Annotated in this window: 23 protein-coding genes and 1 tRNA gene; 7 read left to right on the forward strand and 17 right to left on the reverse strand. The window is 25.8% G+C overall.

What is annotated here, in order from left to right; genetic code table 11:
- Positions 1-146 precede the first annotated feature (146 nt).
- The 3 genes from PWP28_RS03495 to PWP28_RS03505 form a co-directional block, all read right to left on the reverse strand.
- Complete coding sequence (locus PWP28_RS03495; RefSeq protein ID WP_308644261.1) at positions 147-1,883, reverse strand: ABC transporter substrate-binding protein; 1,737 nt, start codon at positions 1,881-1,883, stop codon at positions 147-149.
- 80 nt (positions 1,884-1,963) lie between these two features.
- Complete coding sequence (locus tag PWP28_RS03500) at positions 1,964-3,142, reverse strand: ABC transporter ATP-binding protein (RefSeq protein WP_371682080.1); 1,179 nt, start codon at positions 3,140-3,142, stop codon at positions 1,964-1,966.
- Positions 3,139-4,203 (reverse strand): ABC transporter ATP-binding protein, encoded by a 1,065-nt coding sequence (locus PWP28_RS03505; RefSeq protein ID WP_109604467.1) that lies wholly within the window; start codon positions 4,201-4,203, stop codon positions 3,139-3,141. The genes PWP28_RS03500 and PWP28_RS03505 overlap by 4 nt, the downstream gene beginning before the upstream one ends.
- Before the next feature lie 196 nt (positions 4,204-4,399).
- On the opposite strand from PWP28_RS03505, the gene PWP28_RS03510 reads away from it, so the two are divergent.
- Positions 4,400-4,627 (forward strand): S4 domain-containing protein, encoded by a 228-nt coding sequence (locus PWP28_RS03510; RefSeq protein WP_109604466.1) that lies wholly within the window; start codon positions 4,400-4,402, stop codon positions 4,625-4,627.
- A gap of 6 nt (positions 4,628-4,633) precedes the next feature.
- Here the strand turns inward: PWP28_RS03510 and PWP28_RS03515 are convergent, their stop codons facing one another.
- A complete protein-coding gene (locus PWP28_RS03515; protein ID WP_109604465.1) occupies positions 4,634-5,878 on the reverse strand; it encodes a replication-associated recombination protein A in 1,245 nt (414 codons plus the stop codon).
- A 139-nt stretch (positions 5,879-6,017) separates the two neighbouring features.
- Here PWP28_RS03515 and PWP28_RS03520 point away from each other — a divergent pair, with 139 nt between their 5' ends.
- From PWP28_RS03520 to PWP28_RS03545, 6 genes are read left to right on the forward strand one after another with little or no spacing between them, the layout of a single operon-like run.
- The gene (locus PWP28_RS03520; protein WP_264150309.1) at positions 6,018-6,284 is read left to right on the forward strand and encodes a co-chaperone YbbN; all 267 of its coding nucleotides are present in this window, start codon (positions 6,018-6,020) and stop codon (positions 6,282-6,284) included.
- Between the two features lie 57 nt (positions 6,285-6,341).
- Positions 6,342-7,331 carry an FtsH protease activity modulator HflK gene (hflK, locus tag PWP28_RS03525; protein WP_109604463.1) on the forward strand — a complete coding sequence of 330 codons (990 nt, stop codon included), beginning with the start codon at positions 6,342-6,344 and terminating at the stop codon, positions 7,329-7,331.
- Positions 7,328-8,188, forward strand: a complete 861-nt coding sequence (hflC, locus tag PWP28_RS03530) for a protease modulator HflC (RefSeq protein ID WP_264150310.1) — start codon at positions 7,328-7,330, stop codon at positions 8,186-8,188. The genes hflK and hflC overlap by 4 nt, the downstream gene beginning before the upstream one ends.
- Complete coding sequence (locus PWP28_RS03535) at positions 8,188-9,954, forward strand: hypothetical protein (RefSeq protein ID WP_308644262.1); 1,767 nt, start codon at positions 8,188-8,190, stop codon at positions 9,952-9,954. Before hflC ends, PWP28_RS03535 begins: the two co-directional genes overlap by 1 nt.
- The gene (locus PWP28_RS03540; RefSeq protein ID WP_109604460.1) at positions 9,944-10,606 is read left to right on the forward strand and encodes a methyltransferase; all 663 of its coding nucleotides are present in this window, start codon (positions 9,944-9,946) and stop codon (positions 10,604-10,606) included. The genes PWP28_RS03535 and PWP28_RS03540 overlap by 11 nt, the downstream gene beginning before the upstream one ends.
- Positions 10,607-10,626: 20 nt before the next feature.
- On the forward strand, positions 10,627-11,298 hold the full coding sequence (locus tag PWP28_RS03545) for a thymidylate kinase (RefSeq protein WP_109604459.1): 672 nt from the start codon (positions 10,627-10,629) through the stop codon (positions 11,296-11,298).
- Between the two features lie 21 nt (positions 11,299-11,319).
- Here PWP28_RS03545 and PWP28_RS03550 read toward each other — a convergent pair whose 3' ends face one another.
- From PWP28_RS03550 to PWP28_RS03610, 13 genes are all read right to left on the reverse strand, one after another.
- Positions 11,320-11,928 carry a CoA pyrophosphatase gene (locus tag PWP28_RS03550; RefSeq protein ID WP_109604458.1) on the reverse strand — a complete coding sequence of 203 codons (609 nt, stop codon included), beginning with the start codon at positions 11,926-11,928 and terminating at the stop codon, positions 11,320-11,322.
- A gap of 8 nt (positions 11,929-11,936) precedes the next feature.
- Positions 11,937-12,881, reverse strand: coding sequence for a GAF domain-containing protein (locus PWP28_RS03555; protein WP_264150313.1), 945 nt, complete (start codon positions 12,879-12,881; stop codon positions 11,937-11,939).
- Positions 12,882-12,944: 63 nt separating this feature from the next.
- Positions 12,945-13,033, reverse strand: a tRNA-Leu gene (locus PWP28_RS03560).
- 9 nt (positions 13,034-13,042) lie between these two features.
- Positions 13,043-14,263 (reverse strand): hypothetical protein, encoded by a 1,221-nt coding sequence (locus tag PWP28_RS03565; protein WP_109604456.1) that lies wholly within the window; start codon positions 14,261-14,263, stop codon positions 13,043-13,045.
- Between the two features lie 4 nt (positions 14,264-14,267).
- Positions 14,268-14,711 (reverse strand): GatB/YqeY domain-containing protein, encoded by a 444-nt coding sequence (locus PWP28_RS03570; protein WP_109604455.1) that lies wholly within the window; start codon positions 14,709-14,711, stop codon positions 14,268-14,270.
- A 67-nt stretch (positions 14,712-14,778) separates the two neighbouring features.
- The gene (gene ligA, locus PWP28_RS03575) at positions 14,779-16,758 is read right to left on the reverse strand and encodes an NAD-dependent DNA ligase LigA (RefSeq protein WP_305081689.1); all 1,980 of its coding nucleotides are present in this window, start codon (positions 16,756-16,758) and stop codon (positions 14,779-14,781) included.
- Between the two features lie 8 nt (positions 16,759-16,766).
- Entirely contained in the window at positions 16,767-17,114 is a 348-nt protein-coding gene (gene acpS, locus PWP28_RS03580; RefSeq protein ID WP_109604453.1) for a holo-ACP synthase, read from the reverse strand.
- The gene (locus tag PWP28_RS03585) at positions 17,111-19,174 is read right to left on the reverse strand and encodes a cell division FtsA domain-containing protein (RefSeq protein ID WP_308644263.1); all 2,064 of its coding nucleotides are present in this window, start codon (positions 19,172-19,174) and stop codon (positions 17,111-17,113) included. The genes acpS and PWP28_RS03585 overlap by 4 nt, the downstream gene beginning before the upstream one ends.
- Positions 19,175-19,179: 5 nt before the next feature.
- Positions 19,180-21,486, reverse strand: coding sequence for a Smr/MutS family protein (locus tag PWP28_RS03590; protein WP_109604452.1), 2,307 nt, complete (start codon positions 21,484-21,486; stop codon positions 19,180-19,182).
- Positions 21,483-22,040 carry a hypothetical protein gene (locus PWP28_RS03595; RefSeq protein WP_109604451.1) on the reverse strand — a complete coding sequence of 186 codons (558 nt, stop codon included), beginning with the start codon at positions 22,038-22,040 and terminating at the stop codon, positions 21,483-21,485. Before PWP28_RS03595 ends, PWP28_RS03590 begins: the two co-directional genes overlap by 4 nt.
- Positions 22,040-23,878, reverse strand: coding sequence for a 1-deoxy-D-xylulose-5-phosphate synthase (gene dxs / locus PWP28_RS03600; RefSeq protein ID WP_240597513.1), 1,839 nt, complete (start codon positions 23,876-23,878; stop codon positions 22,040-22,042). The genes PWP28_RS03595 and dxs overlap by 1 nt, the downstream gene beginning before the upstream one ends.
- The gene (gene nusB, locus PWP28_RS03605) at positions 23,871-24,308 is read right to left on the reverse strand and encodes a transcription antitermination factor NusB (protein ID WP_158274787.1); all 438 of its coding nucleotides are present in this window, start codon (positions 24,306-24,308) and stop codon (positions 23,871-23,873) included. Before nusB ends, dxs begins: the two co-directional genes overlap by 8 nt.
- 2 nt (positions 24,309-24,310) lie before the next feature.
- Positions 24,311-24,700, reverse strand: coding sequence for an Asp23/Gls24 family envelope stress response protein (locus PWP28_RS03610; RefSeq protein ID WP_158274786.1), 390 nt, complete (start codon positions 24,698-24,700; stop codon positions 24,311-24,313).
- Positions 24,701-24,731: the final 31 nt, after the last annotated feature.

The following is a 24,731-nucleotide window of genomic DNA, read 5'->3' on the forward strand; positions in this document are numbered from 1 at the left end:
TTTGTAAAATATTTGATGGATTCTTGTTACACTTTTATTTTACGGGGAGGTTCCTTTTTTTTCAACCTCTTTCTTTTTTTATTTCAGGAATGCTCCTTAAAAATTTAAAAAGCGGGAAGGCTTCCCTTCCCGCCTTCTATATTGAATTATTTCTTGTATATTGCTTCTATATTCCAGAGAACTCCCGCACCATATAATGGACTTGGTTCTGGATTGAATATTACTATATCATCTTTCATTGCAACTAAATAATTCTGTGAAACTGTATAAACAAGTATTTGTTTACCTGCTGCTAACATTTGCCATTCATCCCAAAGGTCTTGAACTTTTGCAGGATCCATGACAGATCTGTTTATCTTCATTATTTCATCTATTCTCTTTTCAGCATCTGATATATAATATTCATTAGGATCTACCCAATCTTGTACTTCTGGTGACCAGTTCCAGAAATGGAGTCCACCGTTTAATGACCAAACATTTGTACCCCAAGCTGGATCGTCTCCACCTTGTAATCCAAGTATTAAAGAATCCCAATTAGCTGAATATAAGTTCTGAACTAATGTATTGAATTGTACAGGTCTATAATTTACATTTATTCCAAGTTTTTGAACAGAATCAACAAAAATATTTGCTATTTCTTCTCTTGCATTACTACCAGAGTTTGTTGTAATTTCAAATTCAACAACATTTCCATCCCAATCAAGAAGTTGACCTTGTGAATTCCATGTAAAACCAGCTTGTTGTAAATATCTCTTTGCTTTTGCTATTGAATATCTAAATCCAAAACTTTCTATTTCAGGATTGTAGAATGCAGATGTTCTATTTCTTGGTCCATACATAGGTTCACCAAGACCGTTATACAATGTATCTATTATAGTTTCTCTATCAAAAGCAAATGACATTGCAAGTCTAAAATTATCATTTCTAAACCATTCTCTATGTATTGGATCCTTTGCATTGAAGTTGAAAGCTATAAATTGTGAACTTGCATTTGGTCCACCAACTATTATATTCCAATTCTTTTCAGCTTGTTGTGCTTTTATTGCTGGATAATCCGCTGCACTTATTTGAAGAAGATCTATATCTCCTGCTTCAAATTTTAATCTCATAGTATTTGTATCTTGAACTATTAAAAATACTAATTTATCAAGATATGGCAATTGTACACCATCTTTTGATTTTATAAAGTAATAAGGATTTCTTTCTAATACTACCCTTACACCTTCTCTATATTCTGTAACAATATATGGACCTGAAGAAATTATATCTCCTATTTGTTCTATAGTCCACATTTGAGCAAATGATTCTGGTGAATCTACTTTATCTTTGAAAATATGTTTTGGCATTATTGTGATTCCACCAAGAGAATCATATCCAAATCTATATTTTGTTGGATATTTAAACTTCAAAATATTTCCATCAACAGTTAATTCAGGCAAATTACCTTCAGTGTCTTGATATGTTTCAACACCATCAGCAGTCATACCATCACCTTTTATGATATTTTCATATGTAAATACAATATCTTCAACTGTTAAAGGTTGACCATCTGACCATTTTAAGCCTTTTCTTAATTCAAAATAATAGGCTGTTCCACCATCAGCTGTTTCTTCTCTCCAAAATCTCTTCGCCAAAGCTGGTTGATTAACTTGTGCTTTATTGTCGCTTCCCATCAATGATTCATACATATATTTATATATATCTCTTGAAGATGATTCTTGCGACCAGTAAGCATTGAGTGTTTTAGGTCCAGATGTAGTTCCAAGATAAAGCGTACCTCCCTTGACTCCACCTTCAACATCTCTTATCAACCATTCTGTTTCTTCTGCAAACATAAATAATGCTGCAGCCATAACTAGCATGATAACAAAAAATTTTTTCATGCATATGCCCTCCCCTCTGTGTTTTAAATTTCGGACTTCTCTTCTCTTTATATTTGGAATATTACCTTTAAACTCTTAATTTATTTATTACCCTCTTTATCTTTATATAAATAACATGCAACTCTGTGATTTTTGTTTAAATTGAATGATTCTGGATAATTTTTCTTACATTCATCCATCACAAATTTACATCTTGGATTAAAAAAACATCCATTAGGTCTGTTTATTGGAGATGGTACTTGACCTTTTATTATAAACTGTTTTCTATCTCTTCTTATTTTAGGATCTGGTACAGGTGCCGCATTTAAAAGAGCTTTTGCATATGGGTGAGAAGGATTATCAAATACTGAATCTCCATCACCATATTCTACCATTCTTCCAAGATACATAACTCCAACATAATTAGATATATATCTTACAACACCAAGATCATGCGATATAAAAAGAAATCCTGCATTTAATTCTTGCTGTAAATCTTTTAAAAGTTTTATTATTTGAGCCTGTACAGAAACATCTAAAGCTGAAGTTGGTTCATCCAATATTATTAATTTTGGTTTTAAAACTATAGCTCTTGCAACTGCAACTCTTTGTCTTTGTCCTCCAGAAAATTGATGAGGATATCTATCAGCATGATAAGCTTTTAATCCAACTTTTTTGAGTAATTCAAGTGCAATTTCTTTCGCTTCTAGCTTAGTTTTAACCACATTATGGAACATCAAAGGTTCTATAAGTGTTTGTCCAACTGTCATTCTTGGGTTTAGAGATGATGTTGGATCTTGGAAAACAATTTGAACATTTCTTCTGAAATTTAGTCTTTTTTTATTGAGATCTGACATCATCCATTCATAAAACTTATTTTCTCCATTTTTATAATAATATTCAAAATAATTTCTTTCATATGGTTCTAAAGATTCGAGAACTTTGTCAGCTTTTTTCATTTCAGAGATATATTTTTCAGCTTTATCTATATATTCTGATTTTAAAAATCTTTTCGCTTCTCCTCTTTTCATAAATAAATGGGATGTCTCTTTATCATCTATGAAAATACTTCCAGAAGTTGGATCATGTAATCTCAATATGGTTTTACCTATGGTAGTCTTTCCACATCCAGATTCTCCAACAAGTCCATAAGTCTCTCCTCTTTCTAGCTCAAATGAAACATTATCAACAGCTTTTACATAACCAACAGTTTTTTCTACAACAAATCCTTGTTTTACGGGAAAGTATTTTTTTAGGTTTTTAACTCTGAGCAACATTATTTATCATCCTCCAATTTACCCATTTCAACACCATCATTAACTTTTTTTCCTTTCTTGTTTAATACTGGATTGAAACATCTTAAAAGGTGTCCTTTTTCAACTTCTTGTAATTCTGGCCATTCTTTTTTACACCTTTCAGTTGCTCTTGGACATCTTGGTAAAAATGGACATAATGGCGGAGGATTTAACATTATAGGTGGTTGTCCTTTTATAGGTTCTAATTCATCTTTCTTTAAATCATGTCTTGGAATACATGATAATAAAGCATGTGTATATGGATGCATTGGATTATCAAATATGGTGTATACATCAGCCATTTCCATTTGAGTTCCACCATACATAACCATAACTTTATCAGCTATTTCTGCAACAACAGATAAATCATGTGTTATATAAACCATTGCTGTTTCAAAATCCCTTTGCAAATCTTTCATTAATTCAAGTATTTGAGCTTGTATTGTAACATCTAAAGCCGTTGTAGGTTCATCAGCTATTAATACTTCAGGATTACATGAAAGACTTATAGCAATTATAATTCTTTGTCTTTGTCCTCCAGAAAATTGGAAAGGATAATCATCTATTCTTTCCTTTGCATTTGGTAATCCTACTTTTGTTAAAAGTTCTATTGCCCTTTCTCTCGCTTCTTCAAGAGAAACATTTTGATGATATACTATAGTCTCTATCATCTGATCTGCAACTGTATACATAGGATTTAAAGATGCCATTGGATCTTGGAAAACCATACCTATATGTTTTCCTCTAATTCTCGTAAATGCTTTGGTGCTTAATTTAGCCAAGTTGATGTATTCTTTTGAACCATCTTTGCTAAATTCATTTGTCTTAAAGAGTATTTGACTACCTTCAGGAATATAACCTGGTTTTCTGATCATTCCCATGACCGACTTCATGGTAACACTCTTACCAGAACCTGTTTCACCAACTACTCCAAGAGCTTCATTCATGTTTAATTCAAATGAAACCCCATTTACTGCCTTTACTGTTCCTTCGGCAATATCAAAGTATGTTCTTAAATCTTTTACGATCAGAACTGGTTCGTTCAATATTCTCACCCCAATGTATTAAATTCATCTAATCTATATTATAATAAATATGAACTTTAAATGTCAAGTGTTAAAAATTGAAGTATTGTAAATTAATTTTAGTAAAATGGATTTAATCAGTTATATTGAAATATATTTCAAATATCTTACAAAGTTTAATATTGTAAGAAATATTTTTCACATAAGGAGTGGTTCTATGAGATTGGATAAGTATCTAAAGAACATTAAAATAGCTAAGAGACGAATTATAGCTCATGATTTATGTTCAAATGGAAAAGTAACAAAAAATTCATATTCTTTAAAACCAGGTTATGAAGTAAAACCCAATGATGAAATCAATATCGATCTTGGTAAAAAAGAAATTTTAATCAAGGTCATAGATGAAAAATCATTTGAAATCATCAAAGAATTAAATAAAATATAACGAAGATCATTCTTCGTTATATTTTTTTATATCTTTCCAAAAATTTTGTAATTTTATTTTTATTTTCTTTTCTAATCCTTTGTTTAAAGGTTCATAAAAAATTTTATCCTTATATTTATCGGGCATATAATTGTATTTATAAAATCCTCCATAGTCATGTGGATATTTATATCCTTTGCCAAAACCTTGGCTTTTCATAGTTTTATTTAATGGATTTAATAGTTTTTTTGGAATTTCAAATTTATTATTTATCATAAATTCTTTTGCTTTATTATATGCATTGAGTACTGAGTTTGACTTAGAAGTTGAACATAAATATATCGTTGCTTCAGAAAGAGCTAAATAACATTCTGGATACCCTATATGTTCTGTAGCAATCATAGCTGAAACAGCTATATTTAAAGCATTTGGATCTGCAAGTCCTATATCTTCACTGGCATGTACTACAATTCTTCTTGCAATATACATAGGATCTTCTCCATTTTCAAGCATATATGATAAATATAATAATGCAGCATCAGGATCTGAACCTCTTATACTTTTTATATATGCTGATATATAGTTATATTTATCTTCAATATTATATGTCAAATTAGTAGATATAAAATTTGATATTATTTCTTTATTTATTTCTTTTTCACCACTTTCAAAAATAGCCTCGAGAAGGTTTATTAATCTTCTTATATCATCTCCGAAATAATCTTTTAATAAATTCTTTACTTCATTACTTATTATTGAATTTGGATAACATTCTTTTATTTTTTGGAATATTTTTTCATAATCATCATCTGAAAGATTTTGCACTTTAAAAAGTAATAATCTTGATAGAAGAGCTGGATTTAGACTTATAGCTGGATTTTCAGTTGTAGCTCCCATCAATATTATATCTCCTTTTTCAAGGGCTAATAATAAGGTATCTTGTTCAGATCTATTTAATCTGTGTATTTCATCTACAAAAAGTATTTTTTGTTTTGAAAATAAATTTTCTTCTATATTTATTATTTTTTTTAAAGTTTTTGATCCTTCTATCGCTCCAGATATTGAATATATTTCATAATCATTTTCAATTTGATTTAATAAAGCTCTTATTATTGTCGTTTTTCCACTTCCAGGTTTTCCTGATATTACAAAAGATTTTAGAGTAGAATTTTCCACCCATTTTTTTATTATATTTATTAAAATTTTATTAGACAAAACTTCATCTAAATTTTTTGGCCTTATTTTTTCATATAATGGCGTTTGATCTTTCATATATATATTCTCCTGATTTATATCTTATATTATATATAATAACACATGGACAATTATTTTCAATAATTTAGTATATTTTTTAATATTATAGAAATATTTTAAATGTAAAATTTCTTTAATTATACATAGGAGGGGTATTATGAATTTAAAATATTTTATTTCTGAAAATTGTGGTGTTTGTCATGCTATGGAACCTAAAATCAAAAAAATAGCTGAAGAACTTGAAATCAATTTTGAAGTTTTTGAAATTTCTAAGAACAAAGAAATATCTGGTCAATTATTGATTTTTACTGTTCCGGTTTTGATTCTTTTTAATGATAACTTAGAAATTAAAAGATGGGTAAGAAATTTTTCTATGATAGAATTAAAAAAATATCTTATTGATTATAAATCATATTTTATTTGAATTTTTTTATGGTTATACGAGTTATATATGTTATAATTGCAAAAGAGGAGGTGTAATATGGCTGATTATGAAGTTTATAATCCTGAATATTCACAAGAAGAAAAGAAAAAGAAAAATTTTAACCCTAAAAAGCTCATTATAATTCTTATTATTATTGGAATTGGTATTTATTTTTTAACAGGAATTTATCAGGTTGGTCCATCTGAAGTTTCTTTAGTAAAAACTTTTGGAAAATATACTTATACTTCAGGTCCTGGTATTCATTATAATCTCCCTTTACCAATACAATCAAGAACTATATTGGATATAAGATCTGTTAAAAAGATTGAAATTGGATTTGATACTGATGGTTTTACAAAACAAGCATCATATTCTTCAAATGTTGATGAATCAAATATGATAACTGGTGATGAAAATATTTTAAGTGTTGAAGCTGTTGTTCAATATAGAATTAATGATCCAGTTAAATTTGTTTTTAATCTCACAAGTGATTATGATCTTGTAAAATTTACTACAGAAAGTATTTTAAGGGAAAGAGTAGCTTTATCAGAAATAGACGATGTTTTAACTGCTGAAAGAGATGAAATTGCTATGGAAACAGCAAAAATTGTTCAAGAAACACTTAATGAATATGATGCTGGAATTTTAATAGAAAATGTTTATTTACAAGATGTTAATCCTCCTGATCCTGTTGTTGCAGCTTTTAATGATGTTAACAATGCAAAACAAGATAAAGAAAAATCTATAAATGAAGCTCAAAGATATTCTAATGATGTTATTCCTAATGCCGAAGGTGAAGCACAGAAAATACTCAGAGAAGCTGAATCTTATGCTTATGAGAAAGTTGCCATCGCAACAGGTGAGTCAGAAAAATTCAAATCAATTTTAAAAGAGTATCAAGCTGCTGAAAATATCACTAAAAAAAGATTAATTCTTGATTCAATAAAAGAAATGCTCGAATCATCTAAAATAAAAATAATTTCTGATAATGGCGGAACTCTAAAATTGTTGAATCTCGATGAGGTTCTTGGTGGTGATGTAAAATGAAAAATAAAATAATGTTGGTTTTATCTTTAATTATTGTATTTACTGTAATATTTATTTTATTTTCTTCTTTTTATATTTTAGATCAAACTCAACAAGCTGCTGTCTTAAGATTTGGAGAAATTAAAAAAATTGAAACTGAACCAGGACTCCATTTTAAAACTCCTTTTATCGATAATGTTGATAAATTTGAAAAGAGAATAATGATATATGATATAAATCCTGAAAGATTGATAACAGCTGATAAAAAAACTATAGTTGTTGATACTTATGCATTATGGAAAATATCTAATCCTAAAGTTTTTATTGAAAGTATGAGAACGGTGTCCACTGCTTTAACAAGAATTGATGATATCATATACTCTCATGTTAGAGATGTTATTGCAAAATATAATTTTGAAGAAATTTTATCTAAACAAAGATTTAATTTATTAGATGAAATAAAAAATAGAAGTGAAAATTCATTGAAAGAATTTGGTATCAATATCGTAGATGTTAGAGTTAAAAGAACAGATTTACCTCAAGAAAATACTAAAGCAGTATACAATAGAATGAATGCTGAGAGATTTTCTATAGCTGCTCAAATAAGGGCTGAAGGTAAAAGAGAATCTGAAAAAATTAAAGCTGAAGCTGATAAACAAGTAAAAATAATTTTATCTGATGCAAGAAAAGAATCTGAAATAATAAGAGGAACTGCGGATGCAAGCTCTATAAAAATTTATTCAGATGCCTATTCATTAGATGAATCTTTCTTTGAACTCGATAAATTAACTGATATTTATAAAAATTCTTTTAAGGATAGTATAATAACAATTCCAGAGGATTCTCCTCTTTTGAAATATTTCCATGAGGTGGATTAATGAAATATATTTACGCTTTATTTTTATTCATAATATCTTTTCTTTTTGTGTCTTGTAATAAATCTATAGATTATGAAGTAAAACTGACAGAAAATGTTTTTTCTCCTAATATTCCTTTTGAATTTATTACAAATTTTGATTATGATGAAGTAAATATTTATATTGATAATTCTCCGGTGAATGATTTTATTTCACCGGGGGATTTTTATATTAAAAATTTAAAATCTGGCAAGCATGATGTGAAACTTTTATTTAAAAATTCAGGTGATGAAATTACTTCTTATGCAACAGACTTTTTTTATGATGGAGATGCTCCTGAAGTTTCTATAATTAAAAATTATCTAGATAAAGGAATTTTAAAAGTTTCTTTTGATTTTGATGAAAATGATGTCAACTTTATAGAATTATATAATAATGATACCATTATAGCCACTTCAAATTCTAAAAATATTGAATTTCCTTTATATAAAGATTCTGGTATAATTAATCTTTCATTTAAATTTTATGATGATTTTATGAATTATACTCAAAAAAAAATTAGTATAAATACAGATGAAGATTCAGCTCCAGTTGTAAATTCTGATAAAATTAGAATAAATATTTTTGGAGATGCTAATTTTGATTTTACAGATGATTGGGATTCTGAATTAAAGTTATTTATAAAAAAAGATGGAGATTATTTCTTTCCATATGAAATTAATCCTTCATCTAATTTTAATACAGAAATCTTAGTATATGATTCTAATAATAATTTTTCTACAAAAAATGTTGATATAAATATGGATAACAAAATTCCTGAAATGGTTGATATTTCTTCAAGATTGATTTCAAAAGATTCTGGATTTATTTCTTGGGAATTTGATCCTTTTTTTAATGAATATGAAATAGAATATTTCACTAAGAACTTTGGATGGCAAAGTTCTATTATTACTGGTTCTTCTTTTGTTGAAATTGGTAATAGTGAAATTACTTTTGTTAGAAAGGTTTCGGAAAATGGTACAAGAGGGTTTCCTTCTGTTCCAGTCTTTAAATTTTCATCATCTTTTTTACCTTATGCTTCTGGTATTCTTGAAGACATAAGTGAAAATACTCTTTTAACACAAATAAATTCTCCTTTTATTATTTCTTCTGATCTTTTATTGGAAAAAAATCGTTCACTTTTTGTTGAATCTGGTACAAGTATTAGATTTTTTGCTGATTCAAGACTTATTATAAGAGGTAATCTTTTTGTTATGCCTGGAGCGGCAAAAACTCTTTTTTTTGGTTCTGGAAGTATCATCATGGATGGTGGAAATTTAATAATATCTAAAGCTGATTTTAACAATATTAATATAACTGGTAAAGTGGGAAAATTAATTTTTTTAGAAGATGTTAATTTTGAAAATTCTTTATTAGATATTTCAAATATTTCAAGATTTATTTCTTATAATAATAATTTTTCTAATACTACTGTTAATTTAGAAAATTTATTTGATTTTTATTCTATTGATTCTAAATTTGAAGTTTTAAATATTAAAAATCTTTTTTATGGATTAATTAAAGATTTAACTGTTAAAAATTTTAATATAGATTTTAAGAGCAAAATTGCTTCTGAAAATTCAAATATTGAAAACTTAAATTTAAATAACTTCAGTTTTTTTAAATCTTTTAATGATAAAATTTTAAATGCTCAGATAAATAATTTTTCTTTAATTACTGGAATAGAAGAATCTTTTTCTGAGAATATTTCAAATAATTCAGGAGTTGTAACGAATAATGATGAATAGAATTAAAGATACCTATATAAATATGAAATTGAGTAATGTAGAGAAAACTCATATGCCAAATTCTGCTTCTTTATTTTTAATCGAATCAAGTCCTTTAAAAAATAATTTAAAAATTCTTGAATTAGGAGCCGGTTCTGGACATGTTTCAATCGCTATTTCTAAAATGTTTGAAAATTCTATTATTTCATGTATTGAAATTCAAAAATCTATTTTTGATTCTTTAAAAATAAATTTAAATTTGAATAATTGCAACAATATTCAAGCTATAAATGATGATGTTAAGAATATTAAAAATTATTTTGAAAGTGATTCTTTTGATTTAATAATTTCCAATCCTCCACATTATTTTGGTGGAAGATCAAGCGATGATAAAAGCAGATTTACTGCAAGAACTTTTGATGATTTAGAATCTTTAAATGGTTTTTTTTATGCAACTAAATATGCTTTAAAAAATAAAAAAATGGCAAATTTTGTCATTCATCCTTCAATATTTTCTCCTGTAATTTCAATGATGAAAAATAATAAACTTGAGCCTCATTCAATGATGACCGCTTATGGTAATAAAAATAATAATGCCCAATTTATAAGTATTTTATGTAGAAAAAATGGTGGGACTCATTTTTATATAAAACCACCTTATTTTTTAAAATGATCTTGGAGGAGGAATTTTCTTTGAAAGGCAAATTAATTGTTATTGAATCTGGCTCAGATTCTAGTGGAAAGGCTACTCAAACAAAGTTACTTTTTGATAAACTCAAGGATTTTGATTTTAATTGTATGAAAGTTGAATATCCAAATTATGATAGTAATTCTTCAGCTTTGGTAAAAATGTATTTAAATGGTGAATTTGGAGAAAATCCAAATGATGTAGATCCTTATACTTCTTCAACCTTTTTTGCTGTTGATAGATATGCTTCTTTTAAAAAAGAATGGGAGTCTTTTTATGTCAATAGAGGTCTTGTTCTTGCTGATAGATATACTACGTCTAATATGGTTCATCAAGGTTCTAAATATGATAATCTTGATGAAAAAAATTTGTTTTTAAATTGGTTATGGGATTTAGAGTTCAATAAAATGAAACTTCCTATACCAGATTTAGTTATATTTTTAGATGTTCCTATAGAATTTTCATTTAAATTATTAGAAGAAAGAAAAGCTAAATCTAAAGTTGAAGATATCCATGAAAAAAATTTAGATTATTTGAAAATTACTTATGATAATTCTAAATATATAGCAAAAAAATATAATTGGCATATAATAAATTGTGTTGAAAACAATAATTTAAGATCTCAAGAAGATATATCAAATGAAATATTTAATTATGTTATTAAATATATAAAATAAACAGGAATAATATATTCCTGTTTATTTTATTCTTTTTATCATCTCTTTTGTAAATCTTGCAGTCATTCCCCATATTATATAATTTTTATATTTATAAAAATATACAGGATATATGCCTTTTCTCCAATTATATTTTTCACCTTCTGGTATTAAATGATATGGAAAATTTTTTTCAGTATTTGTATCTATATTTATAATATATTTTTGAGGTTTTTCATTTATAAAATAATCAATTGGTACTGTAAATATATGATCTACTTCATCTTTTGATGGATTTATATCTCTTAAATCTTTTTCTATTATACCTATATAAGAGTATAATAAAAAATTATATGGCGATATTAAAATATCCCCTTCTGATATTATTCTTATATCTTCTTTTTTTATTAACAACTCTTCTTGAGTTTCTCTAATAGTTGCTTCTAAAGGAGATTCTCCTTTTTCAATTTTTCCTCCAGGAAATGATACTTCTCCTGGTTGAGTTTTTAATTTTTTTGATCTTATTTCATATATTATATGAAGTTGTTCATTTATTTCTATCAAAGGAATTAAAACAGCATATTTATTTTTTATTCCCAAATGTTTTGATTGAAAATTATTTATTTTATTAATGAACTCATTTTTTTTCATATTTTCACCTAAAAATACTGTTTTTTTATCATGTCAGAAACTTCTTCCAAAAATTGTTTGTCTTTTTCATCGAATGGTGATATTTTGTGTGAATCTATATCTATTTCACCAACAACTTTTCCTTTTTTATTAAATATGGGAACAACTATTTCTGATTTTGTTTTTTCTGAACATGATAAATAATTTTTTTCTTTGCTTACATCAGATATTATGAATGTTTTTTCTGTTGAAGCAGCTTGTCCACATATCCCTTCACCAAATTTTATATTTAAATGCTCTGTTGGTTCACCAATATATGGTCCCAGTTCTAATATGTCTTTTTGCTTTCCAACCATGTAAAAACCTATCCAATTGTAATAGTCTAATTTTTTATCTATTATTTTACAAATCTTTTCCATTGCATTTTTCATATTTTTTGGATTATCGTTTATTATTTTTTTTATATTATCTATTAAAACCCAAAATATTTTCCTTTTTTCATCATATTTTATATTTTTTAAATAATCATTTATTGCATTTTTTATTATTTCTTCGAGAGTTATTTCATCTTTATGATTATAGAAATACATAAAGTCTATTACTATTATATTTCCCTTATAGGTTTCTATAAATTGATGAGGTTTTTCACCAAATAATCCCAAAATTTCTATTGTATAATCAGCTCTATTTAATTCAAATTTTTCTGTATTTTGAGTTATCATATTTATTATATTTGATTTTATTTCATTTATTATTGGTTCTCTAAACCAAAAAGCTTTATCTAAATATCTTCTTCCCATCTTTTTTAGTTTTTCTGAAGCTTCTATATCATTTATTTTATTTTTATTTTGATAATAATTTATTATTTCATAATTATTTTCTTTATATTTTTGCCATGCTTTATCCCAATCAAAAAGATTATATGTGAGTATTTCAAAAAAAGTATTTGTTTTATCTTTGAATACACTTCTCATATTTTCACCTCTTATATAAAATTTATAAAAAATAGCAGACTTTTATCGATGTCTGCCATTGTTTGGTGCCGGAAGTGGGACTTGAACCCGCACAGACTTTATTATCTATAAGATTCTGAATCTTACGCGTCTACCAATTCCGCCATTCCGGCTTTTATTTGTTATAGTCTTATTATATATATGTCCGGTTCACTATCGCCATAATATAAACTAAAAAAAACATATTCACCATTTTCTGTTATCATAGGATAATAACAATCATCTTTTATTGTATATGTTAGATTTTTTTCCATGTTTTCATAATGATAAAATATTTTATAATTCCCATCAGTAAATTGGGAATATACTATTTCTCCATTTTTGTTTGACCAATTATCGGATTGATTATTATCATTTTTAAATAGATTTATTATTTCACCATTTTCTATATAATATATACTTGAGTTAGCAGTTTCTAAATTTGTCGCATAAAAAAGTATTTTATTTTCTTCATATTTTGTTGGTCTAAAAATAACAAGTTTTTGTTGATCTGTTATTTGAGTTTTTTCTCCTGTATTTATATCATATTTCCAAATTTGTGTATATTTTGATTTTTTATCATTTGCTGTGTATAATATCGTGTTTTGATCCCAAAAATATGGAGAATATCCATTCTCATTTTCAGATGTTATTCTTTTAAATTCTTCATTTTCTAAATCATATATTACTATATCCCATTTTCCAAACATTGTCGATTGAAATACTATTTTTTTATGATTTATAGAAGCTTGAGGAAAATATTCTGATGAAAGTTCTAATTTTATTTTATCTTTTTTTGATTTCATGAAATCCCATATATAAACTTCTCTATTTTTTATATATCTGTCACTTATAAAATATAATTTATCATCATCAAAATATGAGTATTCATCCACCCCTTCATAATATGTCAGTTGAAGTATATTCCATGATTTATCTAAATAAAATCTTTTTACTGCAAGTTCTTCTAATATATCAACACTAAATTTTTCAACCCACTCTTTATTATCCTCTATAGATTTTATATATTGAAAATTTTTATTCTTTATTTCTATGGAATAATTTATAAAAGTCATCGAAGAATCTGTACTAAGAGTTATAAATGCATCATATCCTCCATAATAATCATTTTTAATTTCTTCATAGGTATTTGTTGCATCTTTAGTTGGATTTGCTTTTTGTTTTTTATTTATTAATTTTATATTATATGATTTTTGAGCTAGATTTGATATTTTTTCTATTATTGATCGTTCTATAAAAGTATTTGTTAATGTTTTAATCCCTAAATTAGCTTTTATTACCCCTGAAGAATAAACCATAGAATAGAATAAAATAAATAATATAAAAATTAAAGTTTTTTTCATCTAATTAACCCACCAACTTTTTTACTATTTTATTTACCCTAGTTCCATCTGCCTTTCCTTTAACTTTTGGCATTACTTTTCCCATTAATTTTCCAAATTCTTTAGGTGTAATTTCTCCACCAAGTTCTTCTATACAATTTTTTATTATTTTTTCAAGTTCTTCATCATCTAATTGTTCCGGCATATATTTTGAAATATATTTAATTTCTTCTTCTTCATTTTCAGCAAGTTCTGATCTTCCGGCTTTATTATATTGTTCTATTGAATCATTTCTCATTTTTATTTGTTTTTGTACTATTTTTATTATTTCATCTTCTTTTAATTCTTCTTGTCTTTCTTTTTCTAAATTTTTAATTTCATTATTTAAAAGTTTTACAGCATTTAAAGCTATTTTATTTTTTTCCTTCATGTATTTTTTTAGATCTTCCATTATTTGTTTTTTTATCATATTATTACCTCCATCTTTATTTGATATTTTCTATTTATATTATAATCTCATTTTTTGTAGTTTGAGTTTAATATTTATTAAAAAATTCATCTTCTTCCATTACAGGTATTTGATATTTTCTGGCTTTTTCAAGTTTCGAACCTGGATTTTCTCCGATCACAAGTATATCTACTTTTTTAGTTACGCTTGATGAAAATATTCCACCTTTTTTTTCTATATAATCTGAAAATTCTTTTCTTGACATATTTTTTAGAGTTCCAGTTTGAGAAATTATTGTATTTATTAGTATTCCATCTTCTTGTCCATTTTTGTATTCAAAGTTTATTCCTGCATTTTTTAATTTATTTAATATTTTTTGTGTTATTTCTTCTTCAAAAAATATTTTTAAAGATTTAGCAATATCTTCTCCAATACCATCAACTTCTTTTAATTTATCTGTATTAGAATTTTTTATATTATCTATATTTTTGAAATATTTTGATAAATCTTTAGCTGTTTTTTTGCCTACTAATGGTATACCAAGACCATTTAAAACATATTCAAGAGATTGATTTTTTGATTTTTCTATTTCCTTTAAAAGATTTTCTACAGTTTTTTCTCCAATCCCTTCACCCAATGAAAAGAGGTCTGTATCTTTTATATAATATATATCTGATATATCTTTTATTATTTTAGCTTCTACCATTCTTTTTATTAATTTTGGACCTAATCCTTCAATATTCATGGCTTCTCTCGATACAAATTTTTCCAGACTTCTTGCAAGTTTTTCAGGACACAATGGGTTTAAACATCTTATGGCTACTTCACTAGGATTTAATTTTCCTGTTTCGGAATTACATACAGGACATCTTAAAGGTTCTTCTACTTTTATTTCTTTTCCAGTTCTTTTTTCTTTTACAACATTAACTATTTGAGGAATTATTCCTCCCGCTTTTTGAATTACTACCGTATCTTTTTCTTTTATATCTTTTAATTTTATATATTCAAAGTTGTGTAAAGAACATCTTTTTACTATTGTACCTTCAAGTTTAATAGGTTCTAATTCTGCTACAGGAGTTATTATTCCTGTACTACCTACTTGTAATTTTATTTCATTTATTTTTGTTGTCTTTGTTTCTGCCTGAAATTTAAAAGCTATTGCCCATCTCGGTGATCTAACTGTTTCTCCTAAATTCCTTTGCTGATCAAAATTATTTATTTTTACAACTATACCATCAGCTTCGTATTCAAGTTTTTTTCTGTTTTTATTCCATAATTCCCAATATTCTATAACTTGTTGTATATTTAAAGCCTTTTTATTATTTTCATTTACTTTAAATCCAAGTTCTTCGAGCTTTTTTAATGCTGATTCTTGATTTTTTATATCAAGCTCTTCTTTGTTTACTATATAATATATATAAGAATCCATTTTCCTTTTTGCAACTTCAGAAGTATCTAATAGTTTTAAAGTTCCAGCTGTTGCATTTCTTGGATTAGCAAATATATTTAATCCTCTTGATTCTCTAAATTTATTTATTTTCTCAAATTCTAAATTTTTCATAAATATTTCGCCACGTACTTCAATATTTATATTTTCTTTTAATTTTAATGGTATACTCATTATAGTTTTTACATTTTGAGTTATATCTTCTCCTATACTTCCATTTCCTCTTGTTAATGCCCTTATTAATATACCATTTTCATATTTTAATGATATTGATACACCATCTATTTTTAATTCACATATATACTCATATTGTTCATTTAAATTTTTTTGAATTCTTCTATCAAAATCAATTATTTCTTCACTATTATAAGTATTGTCAAGGGATAACATTGGAATTGTATGTTGTATTTTTTCAAAATTTTCATTCTTTAAGCCTCCCACTCTTTGAGAAGGTGAATCTAATGTCTTATATTCAGGATTTTCTTTTTCAATTTTTAAAAGTTCAGAAAATATTTTATCATATTCTTCATCTGTTATTTCAGGGTCATTCTCTATATAATATTTATTATTATGATAATTTATTTTATTTTTTAATTCTTCATATTTTTCTTTTTTATTCATATTTCACCTCATTGCTTTTCTATTATTACAAAAGTTACTGCATATTCTTTTTCATGACTTATACTTAAATGAACATTAAAATCCTGTAATTTTATTATTTCTTGAGATTGTTTTTCAAGATAGGGTTTGCCTTTTTCATCATTTAAAATACTAATATCTTTCATAATTAAAGAATGACCTATAGCTTTTATTATAGACTCTTTTAAAGAGAATCTTCCACTTAAAAATTCTTTTTTTCTTTTCTCAGAATTTATTTTAATATATATTTTTTTTTCATTTTCACTAAGAATTTTTTCAGATAATTTTGTATTCATTCTATCTATTTTTATTATGTCTGTTCCTATAGAAATTATCATTTATAATCAAACCTAACTTTATCTCCATCTTCCAGAATTGTCATAAATGATTTAGCTTCTTTTCCATTTATCATGAGTCGATAATTTTTTACATTTTTTACATCCATTGAAAGATGTGAAAATAAGCTTATTATATTTGGTTGTATTTCTTGTACATCAACCGTATAGTTTGCATTATTTTCTATTTTAGAATTTTCTGAAATTTGTTTTCCAGATTTTTTTATTAATATTTTTTGTTCATTCAATTCTATTAATTCTTCATTGAATATAATTTTTCGACTTTTAAGTTTTATATCTAAGAATTTTTTTATCTGTGGCATGTCCACAGCTTTTAATATTATACTATCATTGTTTTTTATTTCATTGTTTTCATCTATAATTTCATCATTCTTTATAATAACAATATTAGATGATGTTTCATAAGTTTTTCCATTTATTGTGAATATAATGGTTGAACTTTTTTCATCTAAAACTTCATACACTTTGGGATTTTTAGTTTCTAATTTATCTCCATCTTTTATTTTTTCGTTCATATTTAAATCTTTTCCATTTATTTTTACTTTTGGATATAGTTCTTTTTTTATTCCATTTATTGTAATGTTTATTGGGTTTATTATATCTTTAATTTTGAGTTCTAAAGGTTCTCCCTTTTCAGGAACTCCTACTTCTATTTCATCTCCAGGTTTAATTTTTGATTTTAAATTTGCTATTTGATTGTTTATTTTTATCAATGCTTCTTTTCCCATATTACCTTTTTTTATTTTAAATTCACCATTTAATTCGTACGTTATTGCATTTGAAGGAACTCCTATTAATTGAGATATTGAATATCCATATTGTAAAAGAACTTGCATCACATTTAAATCTGTTCCTATCATCATCATATTTATCGTAGTTCCATTTATTTTTACATGATTGAATACATTTCCTTCTCTTTTTAAAGCAGAATTTGCAATTCCCACTGGCGTTATATATTCACTTCCAATAAGTGGTTCTTTTAAATATATTATATCTTTTATTGTTTCTATATCTTTTAAAGCAACTCTATTTTCTGGCAATCCTAGTTTTTCTGCTATTTTTTCTTTGAAACCAAGTACTTTTCCACCACCACCAACTATCATTACAGCTACTGGTGGTTTACCATTAAGTTCTATTATTTTTTCAGATATTTCTACTGCAGCATTTTCTATAATTGGATTTATTATTTTTTCTATATTTTTTTTATCTGTTTTTTGTTCAAAATCTAATATATCTTTATATGTAAACTCTTCATTAATTGAAAGTTCTTTTTTTATTTTTTCTGCCGTTGAAAAATCTATTAATAGTTCTTTTGATATTGCTTCTGTTATTTCATCACCAGCTATAGGCACCATCCCATATGCTTTTATGGTTCCTTCATTAGATATTGCTATATCTGAAGTACCAGCACCTACATCTATCATCGCTATATTAAGATTTCTGAGATCTTCTGGAACTACAAGATTTATAGCTGCTATAGGTTCAAGGGTTATATGAACTGGATTTAAACTGTTTTTTTCTAATACAGACATCATAGCTTCAACTACATTTTTTGGTAAAAAAGCTGATATCACTTTTACATTAGCTTTGTTTCCTTTTTGGCCTTCTAAATGTTTTATCCATTCTTCATCTAATTCATAATATAAAACAGAATAACCAACACAATACATTCCTTTTGAATAATCAAGATTTTCTGTTGCTCTTTTTACGGCTTCTAATTCCATTTTTTTAACTAATTCTTTTTCTATATATCCTTCTGTAGAAATATCTTGCGTATATTCTCCAGTAGATGTAATTAAAAATCTTCCAGCAAGAGCTACAGCTACATTTTTAAGATCTGTAAATCCATTTTCTTTGAATTTTTCTATTATTTTTTGTACACCTTTAGCCACTTTATGAACATCATGAATCTGCCCATCCATCATAGCTCTATTTTCATGTTCTTGAATTATACTATCTTTTATTATTAGTTTTTCATCTTTATCTAATTCAGCAATTACTCCTATGAGGGTTCTTGTTCCGACATCTAAACTGAATATCATTTTTATTACACCTCCACAACAGTTACACCTGTTCCGCCTTCTCCTGCTTTACCTATTCTAAAACTCTTTATATCTTTGCATTTTCTTAAATATTCCCATATTCCTTCTGCAAGTTTTCCAGTTCCTTTTCCATGTATTATATATCCATGTTCCATTCTATATGTTAATAAATCAGATATTAAATTTTCTATTTCTGGAATGGCATCTAATACTGTATATCCTCTTATGTCTATTTCAGGTTTAAAAGTTTTTACATTTGTACTTATGGATGATGTATATTCTTTACTTTTTTCTTCTTTTTTGATAGGTTTTAGTTCATTTAAATCATAAGTCATTTCAACAGGAAGATTAAAAAATTTTAACCTAGCTTTGTTTTTTTCTATTTTTACTATTTTTGCCTTATTATTTCCTGGAGCAAGTACTATCATATTTTCTTTAAAAGAATATTTTTTATTTTCTATTTTTTCTTTTTTACCTATTTTGTTTAAATTTTCATTCATTTTTTCTATTTCTTTTAATTTATTTTTCACTTCTTGATAATCTTTTTCTTTATATTTTTTTATATTAGAAAGAATTTTTTCTATTTCATTTTTTGTTTCTTTTAAAATTTGTTTTGAATTTTTTATTTCCTTATCAATTTTTTCTATTTCTTTATTTTTTACTTTTTCATATTTTTCTTCATATTCTTCTTTTAATTTACTCAATTCTTTTAATTCTTCATTTTTTAATTTTCTTGCTTGTTCTATTTCAGAATATATATCTCCAAGTTCTTTGTAAACATTTTCTGTCTGTTTGTACTCATTTCCAAGATTATTTTTAGCCTGTTCTATTACTTCATCTGGAAAACCCATCCTTTGAGCTATTTCAATTGCATGTGAAGCTCCTGGAACACCTACTTGTAATACATAGGTTGGTTTTAATGAGTTTATATCAAAAGACATCGAGGCAGATATTAAATTTTCTTGATTTAATGAATATGTTTTTATTTCAGATAAATGAGAAGTTATAAATATAAGTGAGTTTTTTTCTATTAAGTTTTTTATTATGGATATTCCTAATGCAGCACCTTCTATAGGATCTGTTCCAGTTCCAAGTTCATCAATTATTACAATAGATTTTTCATCTGCTTCTTCAAGTATTATTTTTAAATTTTTTAAATGTGAAGAAAAAGTTGATAAATTTTGAGATATACTTTGTTCATCACCTATATCAGTAAATATATTTTTTATAAAGGGCATTTCTGCTTTTACACTTAAAACAGGTAAAGACATATGAGCCATTATAAATGCTAAGCCTATTGACTTCAATGTTACTGTTTTTCCACCTGTATTTGGTCCAGTTATTATAATTCCATTCTTTTTTAAATCTATATTTATAGGTATCATATCATTTTTTGAAATTAATGGATGTTTCAGTTCACTAAATTTTATATTTCTTGTTTTTTCAGATGGTAAGAAAAAATCACCATAATTATCTAAAGCATATCTTGTTTTAGTTATTTGATAATCTATATAAGAAATCCAAAATATATTATTTTCTATCGTTTTCATTTTTTTATTAATTTTAAACCTTAATTCACTTAAAATTCTTGATATTTCTGCTTTTTCTTCATTCTCAAGTATTATTATTTCTTCATTTAATTGCGCTATTATAGATGGTTCTATATATAAACTATTCCCAGAATCTGACCTACCAACAACTATACCATTTACATTTCTTCTGTATGTAGAACTTACACATAAACAAAGTCTTCCATTTTTATATATTGGTTGATCTAAACTTAAATATTTAGAATATTGATTTTTTAATTTATTGTAATTTTGTATTATTCTTGATTTTGTTTTATTAAGATTTTTTCTTATTGATGATAATGTTGAAGTAGCATTATCATCAATTTGATCATCTTCATTTATTATTCCATATATATAATTAACAAACTCATCCATTGGATTTAATTTCGATAATATTTCTTCTGTAATTGGATCTAAATAATTTTTATTTTCTTTTATAAATATTTTTATTTTAGAATGAAAATTAGCAATTATTCTATAATCTCTTATTTCTATATTTAAATTATTTTTTATATTTTCTATTATCTCTTTTATATAATCAGTACCTCTTAAATCTAAAAAACCTTGTTGATATAATATAAAAAAACTTCGGGAAATTTCTATTTCCCGCTTTAATATTTTATAATCATCATAAAATTTGATTTCATTTTTTAAATAATCTTTACCATATTTTGTATGAGTATATTCAGATATTTTTTCTAATGTTTTATTTAATTCTAAATCAAGAAATTCTTTTTTCAAAATGTATAAGTCACCCCTATTTGTATGGGAAAATAATTAACTACTGTATAAGAATTATCTTTCCCGTTTTTATAGTATCTCGTCTCATATCCAGAACTTATATAAAAATTCTTATAATTTAACCCTGCGCCAACAAGTATTTCAGTTGAAAAGGTCTTTAAATAATCTATCGAATTTACACCTCCATAGGCTATTATAGAAAAATTTATATCTTTAAATAATGTTGCCGAATATTTTACATTTAAACCTAATTCTAATCCTATCATTTCTATATTTTCATTAACAATACTTAATGGAGATCCATCAGCAATTTTATAATTATAAAAAAGTCCTAAATATGGGCCATATTTTATTTCATTTGTATCATCTGTGCTAAAAAGATATGATACTCTTCCACCCATATAGTCGAAATTATATTTTCCTTGGTATAATTCTTGATTAGAGCTAGATGTTGCCTGATGTGTTAAAGAATAATCAGCATTGAAAAATATTTCATTTGAGAATGTTACTAAAGCTAATAAACTAAGTATTGTGAAAACTATTATTTTTTTCATCATTTCACCTTCTTATTATTTATATTCATAATACTTTCAATTTGATTTTTTATACTTTGTTCATCAAGTCCACATAATGATAATAACTCTTTTCTTGAACCATGAGTTATAAATTCATCTTTTATTCCATAGTTATAAATATCTTTGCCTTTTAAAAGTTTGTATATTTCTTCATTAAAACCACCCTTTTCAGCATTTTCTTCATAAATTATTATTTTATCAGCATTTTCTTTTAAATCATTTATTACATATTGATCTAAAGGTTTTATACTTCTAACACCTATTATATTTAAATCATAATCTTTTAAAGCTTTTTTTACAGTATTTGATATAGTTCCAACTGCAAGTACATAAGTATTATTATTTGAAGTTTTTATGTATTTCCAATTTAAGTTTATATTTTTTAAATTTAGCAATATTTCATCTACAGTTTTTGTAGTTGATTCTTTTGGAAATCTTATAAATCTTGGTTTAGAAGGCTTTTCTTTTACAGATGTATAAATCATATTGGCAAGATCTTGACCATTTAATGGAGTCAATATTTCTATTTGTGGAATTAATCTTAGATATGAAATATCAAAAACTCCATGATGAGTTGGACCGTCTTCTCCAACTAAACCAGCTCTATCCAGAAGATATAACCCTGGAATTCCTTGTAATGCAACATCATGTATTATTGAATCAAAGGCTCTTTGCATAAATGTTGAATAAATATCAACAACTGGATAAACCCCCGCAAGCGAAGTTGCTGCTGCTGTTGTAACTATTGATGGTTCTGTTATTCCCATATCAATTATTTTATTTGGATTCGTCTTTTCTAATATGTCTAATCCCGTTCCATCTTTCATCGCCGCAGTAAAAGTAATAAAATTTTCTTTTTGAATATAACTTAATGTATGCCCAACTATTTTAGAATAACTAAGATTTTGATTATTAGTCTTTTTTGAAACTCCATGAAATTTATCTGGATTTTTTTCAGCATTTTCAAAACCTTTGCCTTTTGTTGTAAGTACATGTAGAACAGCTGGACCATCTTCATGATCTTTTAAAAGTCTCAAAAAAAGCTCTAAATCTCTAATATTATGTCCATCAACTGGTCCATAATATTTTATTCCAAGATCTTCAAAAAAACCTATGGGTTCACTATATATAGTATATTTCACTGCATCTTTTAATCTTTTTAAAACCAATTCAAGATCTTGACCTATTTCAGAATCATTTAGCATATCTTTCATATTCTTTTTTATATCTTTATAATTTTTTTTCATTCTTATTTTTGATAGCATAGTTGATAAACTTCCAACATTTGGAGATATAGACATATCATTTGAATTTAATATTATTTTTACATTACTGTTCATATATTTTAATTGATTTAAAGATTCCAAAGCCATGCCACATGTAAAAGCACCATCACCAATTATTGATATTATATTTCGTTTTTTGTCATTACACTTATCACCAATAAAATAGCCCAGAGCAGCTGAAATTGATGTTCCAGCATGCCCTGCGCCAAATTTATCATATTTTGATTCATGTATATTTGTAAAACCACTTATTCCATTCATTCTTCTTAGAGTTTTAAACTCTTCCCATCTGCCAGTCAATAATTTATGTACATACGATTGATGACTGGTATCCCATATCACAACATCTTCTTCTGGATTGAATACTCTGTAGAGTGCCAAAGTTAACTCAACAACCCCGAAATTAGAAGCTAAATGCCCATTATTTGAGTATACTGTTTCCATTATATATTTTCTCATTTTTTGAGCAAGAAGGTCTAATTGTTCATAATCCATTTTATATAGGTCATGATATAGATGCTCTTCATTCATCATTATCAGCTCCGACTATATTCTCTTTTGCAAAAGAATCGAGTATTCCATTAACAAACTTTATGGATTTATCATCTCCATACTTTTCAAGTATCTTCAATGACTCATCTATTGAAACTTTAAATGGTATGTCATCTCTATAATACATTTCGTATATTGATAATCTCAATATACTTTTTTCTATATTTCCTATTCTCTCAAATTTCCAATTTTTTAAATATCTTTTTATACTCTTATCTATTTCTTCAATAGATTCATTCATATCTTCTATATATTCTAAGCCAAGTTTTTTATGTATTTCAGAAATATTTTTTTTATCAGATATTTTTTTAAATGTATCTTCTAATTCTTCAAGGCTAACATCTAAAAAGTTTATTTGAAAAATTGTTTCGATTATTGCTTCTCTTATTTTAGTTTTTTCGAAGTTCAATATTATTCATCCCATTTCTCTTTATTTTCTTCTACAACTTCCTCGGATTCATTTTCTTCTGTCATAGGATATTCAAGATTTTCTATACTTATATCAACATTTGTTATAAATATTTCAGACATTTTTTCAAGCTCTTCTTTTATTATTTTTTGTGCTTTTTTAGAAAATTCTACTATATTTTCTCCATATTTTGCAGGTATTCTTAAGAAAACACTTAAGCTTCCATCATCATTATTTGCTATTTTTATATTCTTCATGAGTTCTTTTTGAACTTTATTTGTATATATTTTTTCTTCCATAAGAAAATTTTCTATTGTTTTATATGTTATATCCCTTAAAACATTTTCTGATATTGTAATTTCACCAAAATTGTTATCCTCTTTTATTGGCATTTTATCCCTCCTCATTTAGTAATTTCATTTA

The sequence above is a fragment of the Oceanotoga sp. genome, assembly GCF_030445905.1.
Lineage (GTDB): Bacteria > Thermotogota > Thermotogae > Petrotogales > Petrotogaceae > Oceanotoga > Oceanotoga teriensis.

Bases quoted from the DNA above. Each gene is read 5' to 3' on its own strand.
- PWP28_RS03495 (WP_308644261.1), bottom strand. From the start codon at position 1,883: ATGAAAAAATTTTTTGTTATCATGCTAGTTATGGCTGCAGCATTATTT.
- PWP28_RS03510 (WP_109604466.1), top strand. From the start codon at position 4,400: ATGAGATTGGATAAGTATCTAAAGAACATTAAAATAGCTAAGAGACGA.
- PWP28_RS03515 (WP_109604465.1), bottom strand. From the start codon at position 5,878: ATGAAAGATCAAACGCCATTATATGAAAAAATAAGGCCAAAAAATTTA.
- PWP28_RS03520 (WP_264150309.1), top strand. From the start codon at position 6,018: ATGAATTTAAAATATTTTATTTCTGAAAATTGTGGTGTTTGTCATGCT.
- hflK (WP_109604463.1), top strand. From the start codon at position 6,342: ATGGCTGATTATGAAGTTTATAATCCTGAATATTCACAAGAAGAAAAG.
- hflC (WP_264150310.1), top strand. From the start codon at position 7,328: ATGAAAAATAAAATAATGTTGGTTTTATCTTTAATTATTGTATTTACT.
- PWP28_RS03535 (WP_308644262.1), top strand. From the start codon at position 8,188: ATGAAATATATTTACGCTTTATTTTTATTCATAATATCTTTTCTTTTT.
- PWP28_RS03540 (WP_109604460.1), top strand. From the start codon at position 9,944: ATGATGAATAGAATTAAAGATACCTATATAAATATGAAATTGAGTAAT.
- PWP28_RS03550 (WP_109604458.1), bottom strand. From the start codon at position 11,928: ATGAAAAAAAATGAGTTCATTAATAAAATAAATAATTTTCAATCAAAA.
- PWP28_RS03555 (WP_264150313.1), bottom strand. From the start codon at position 12,881: ATGAGAAGTGTATTCAAAGATAAAACAAATACTTTTTTTGAAATACTC.
- PWP28_RS03565 (WP_109604456.1), bottom strand. From the start codon at position 14,263: ATGAAAAAAACTTTAATTTTTATATTATTTATTTTATTCTATTCTATG.
- PWP28_RS03570 (WP_109604455.1), bottom strand. From the start codon at position 14,711: ATGATAAAAAAACAAATAATGGAAGATCTAAAAAAATACATGAAGGAA.
- ligA (WP_305081689.1), bottom strand. From the start codon at position 16,758: ATGAATAAAAAAGAAAAATATGAAGAATTAAAAAATAAAATAAATTAT.
- acpS (WP_109604453.1), bottom strand. From the start codon at position 17,114: ATGATAATTTCTATAGGAACAGACATAATAAAAATAGATAGAATGAAT.
- PWP28_RS03585 (WP_308644263.1), bottom strand. From the start codon at position 19,174: ATGATATTCAGTTTAGATGTCGGAACAAGAACCCTCATAGGAGTAATT.
- PWP28_RS03595 (WP_109604451.1), bottom strand. From the start codon at position 22,040: ATGAAAAAAATAATAGTTTTCACAATACTTAGTTTATTAGCTTTAGTA.
- dxs (WP_240597513.1), bottom strand. From the start codon at position 23,878: ATGAATGAAGAGCATCTATATCATGACCTATATAAAATGGATTATGAA.
- PWP28_RS03610 (WP_158274786.1), bottom strand. From the start codon at position 24,700: ATGCCAATAAAAGAGGATAACAATTTTGGTGAAATTACAATATCAGAA.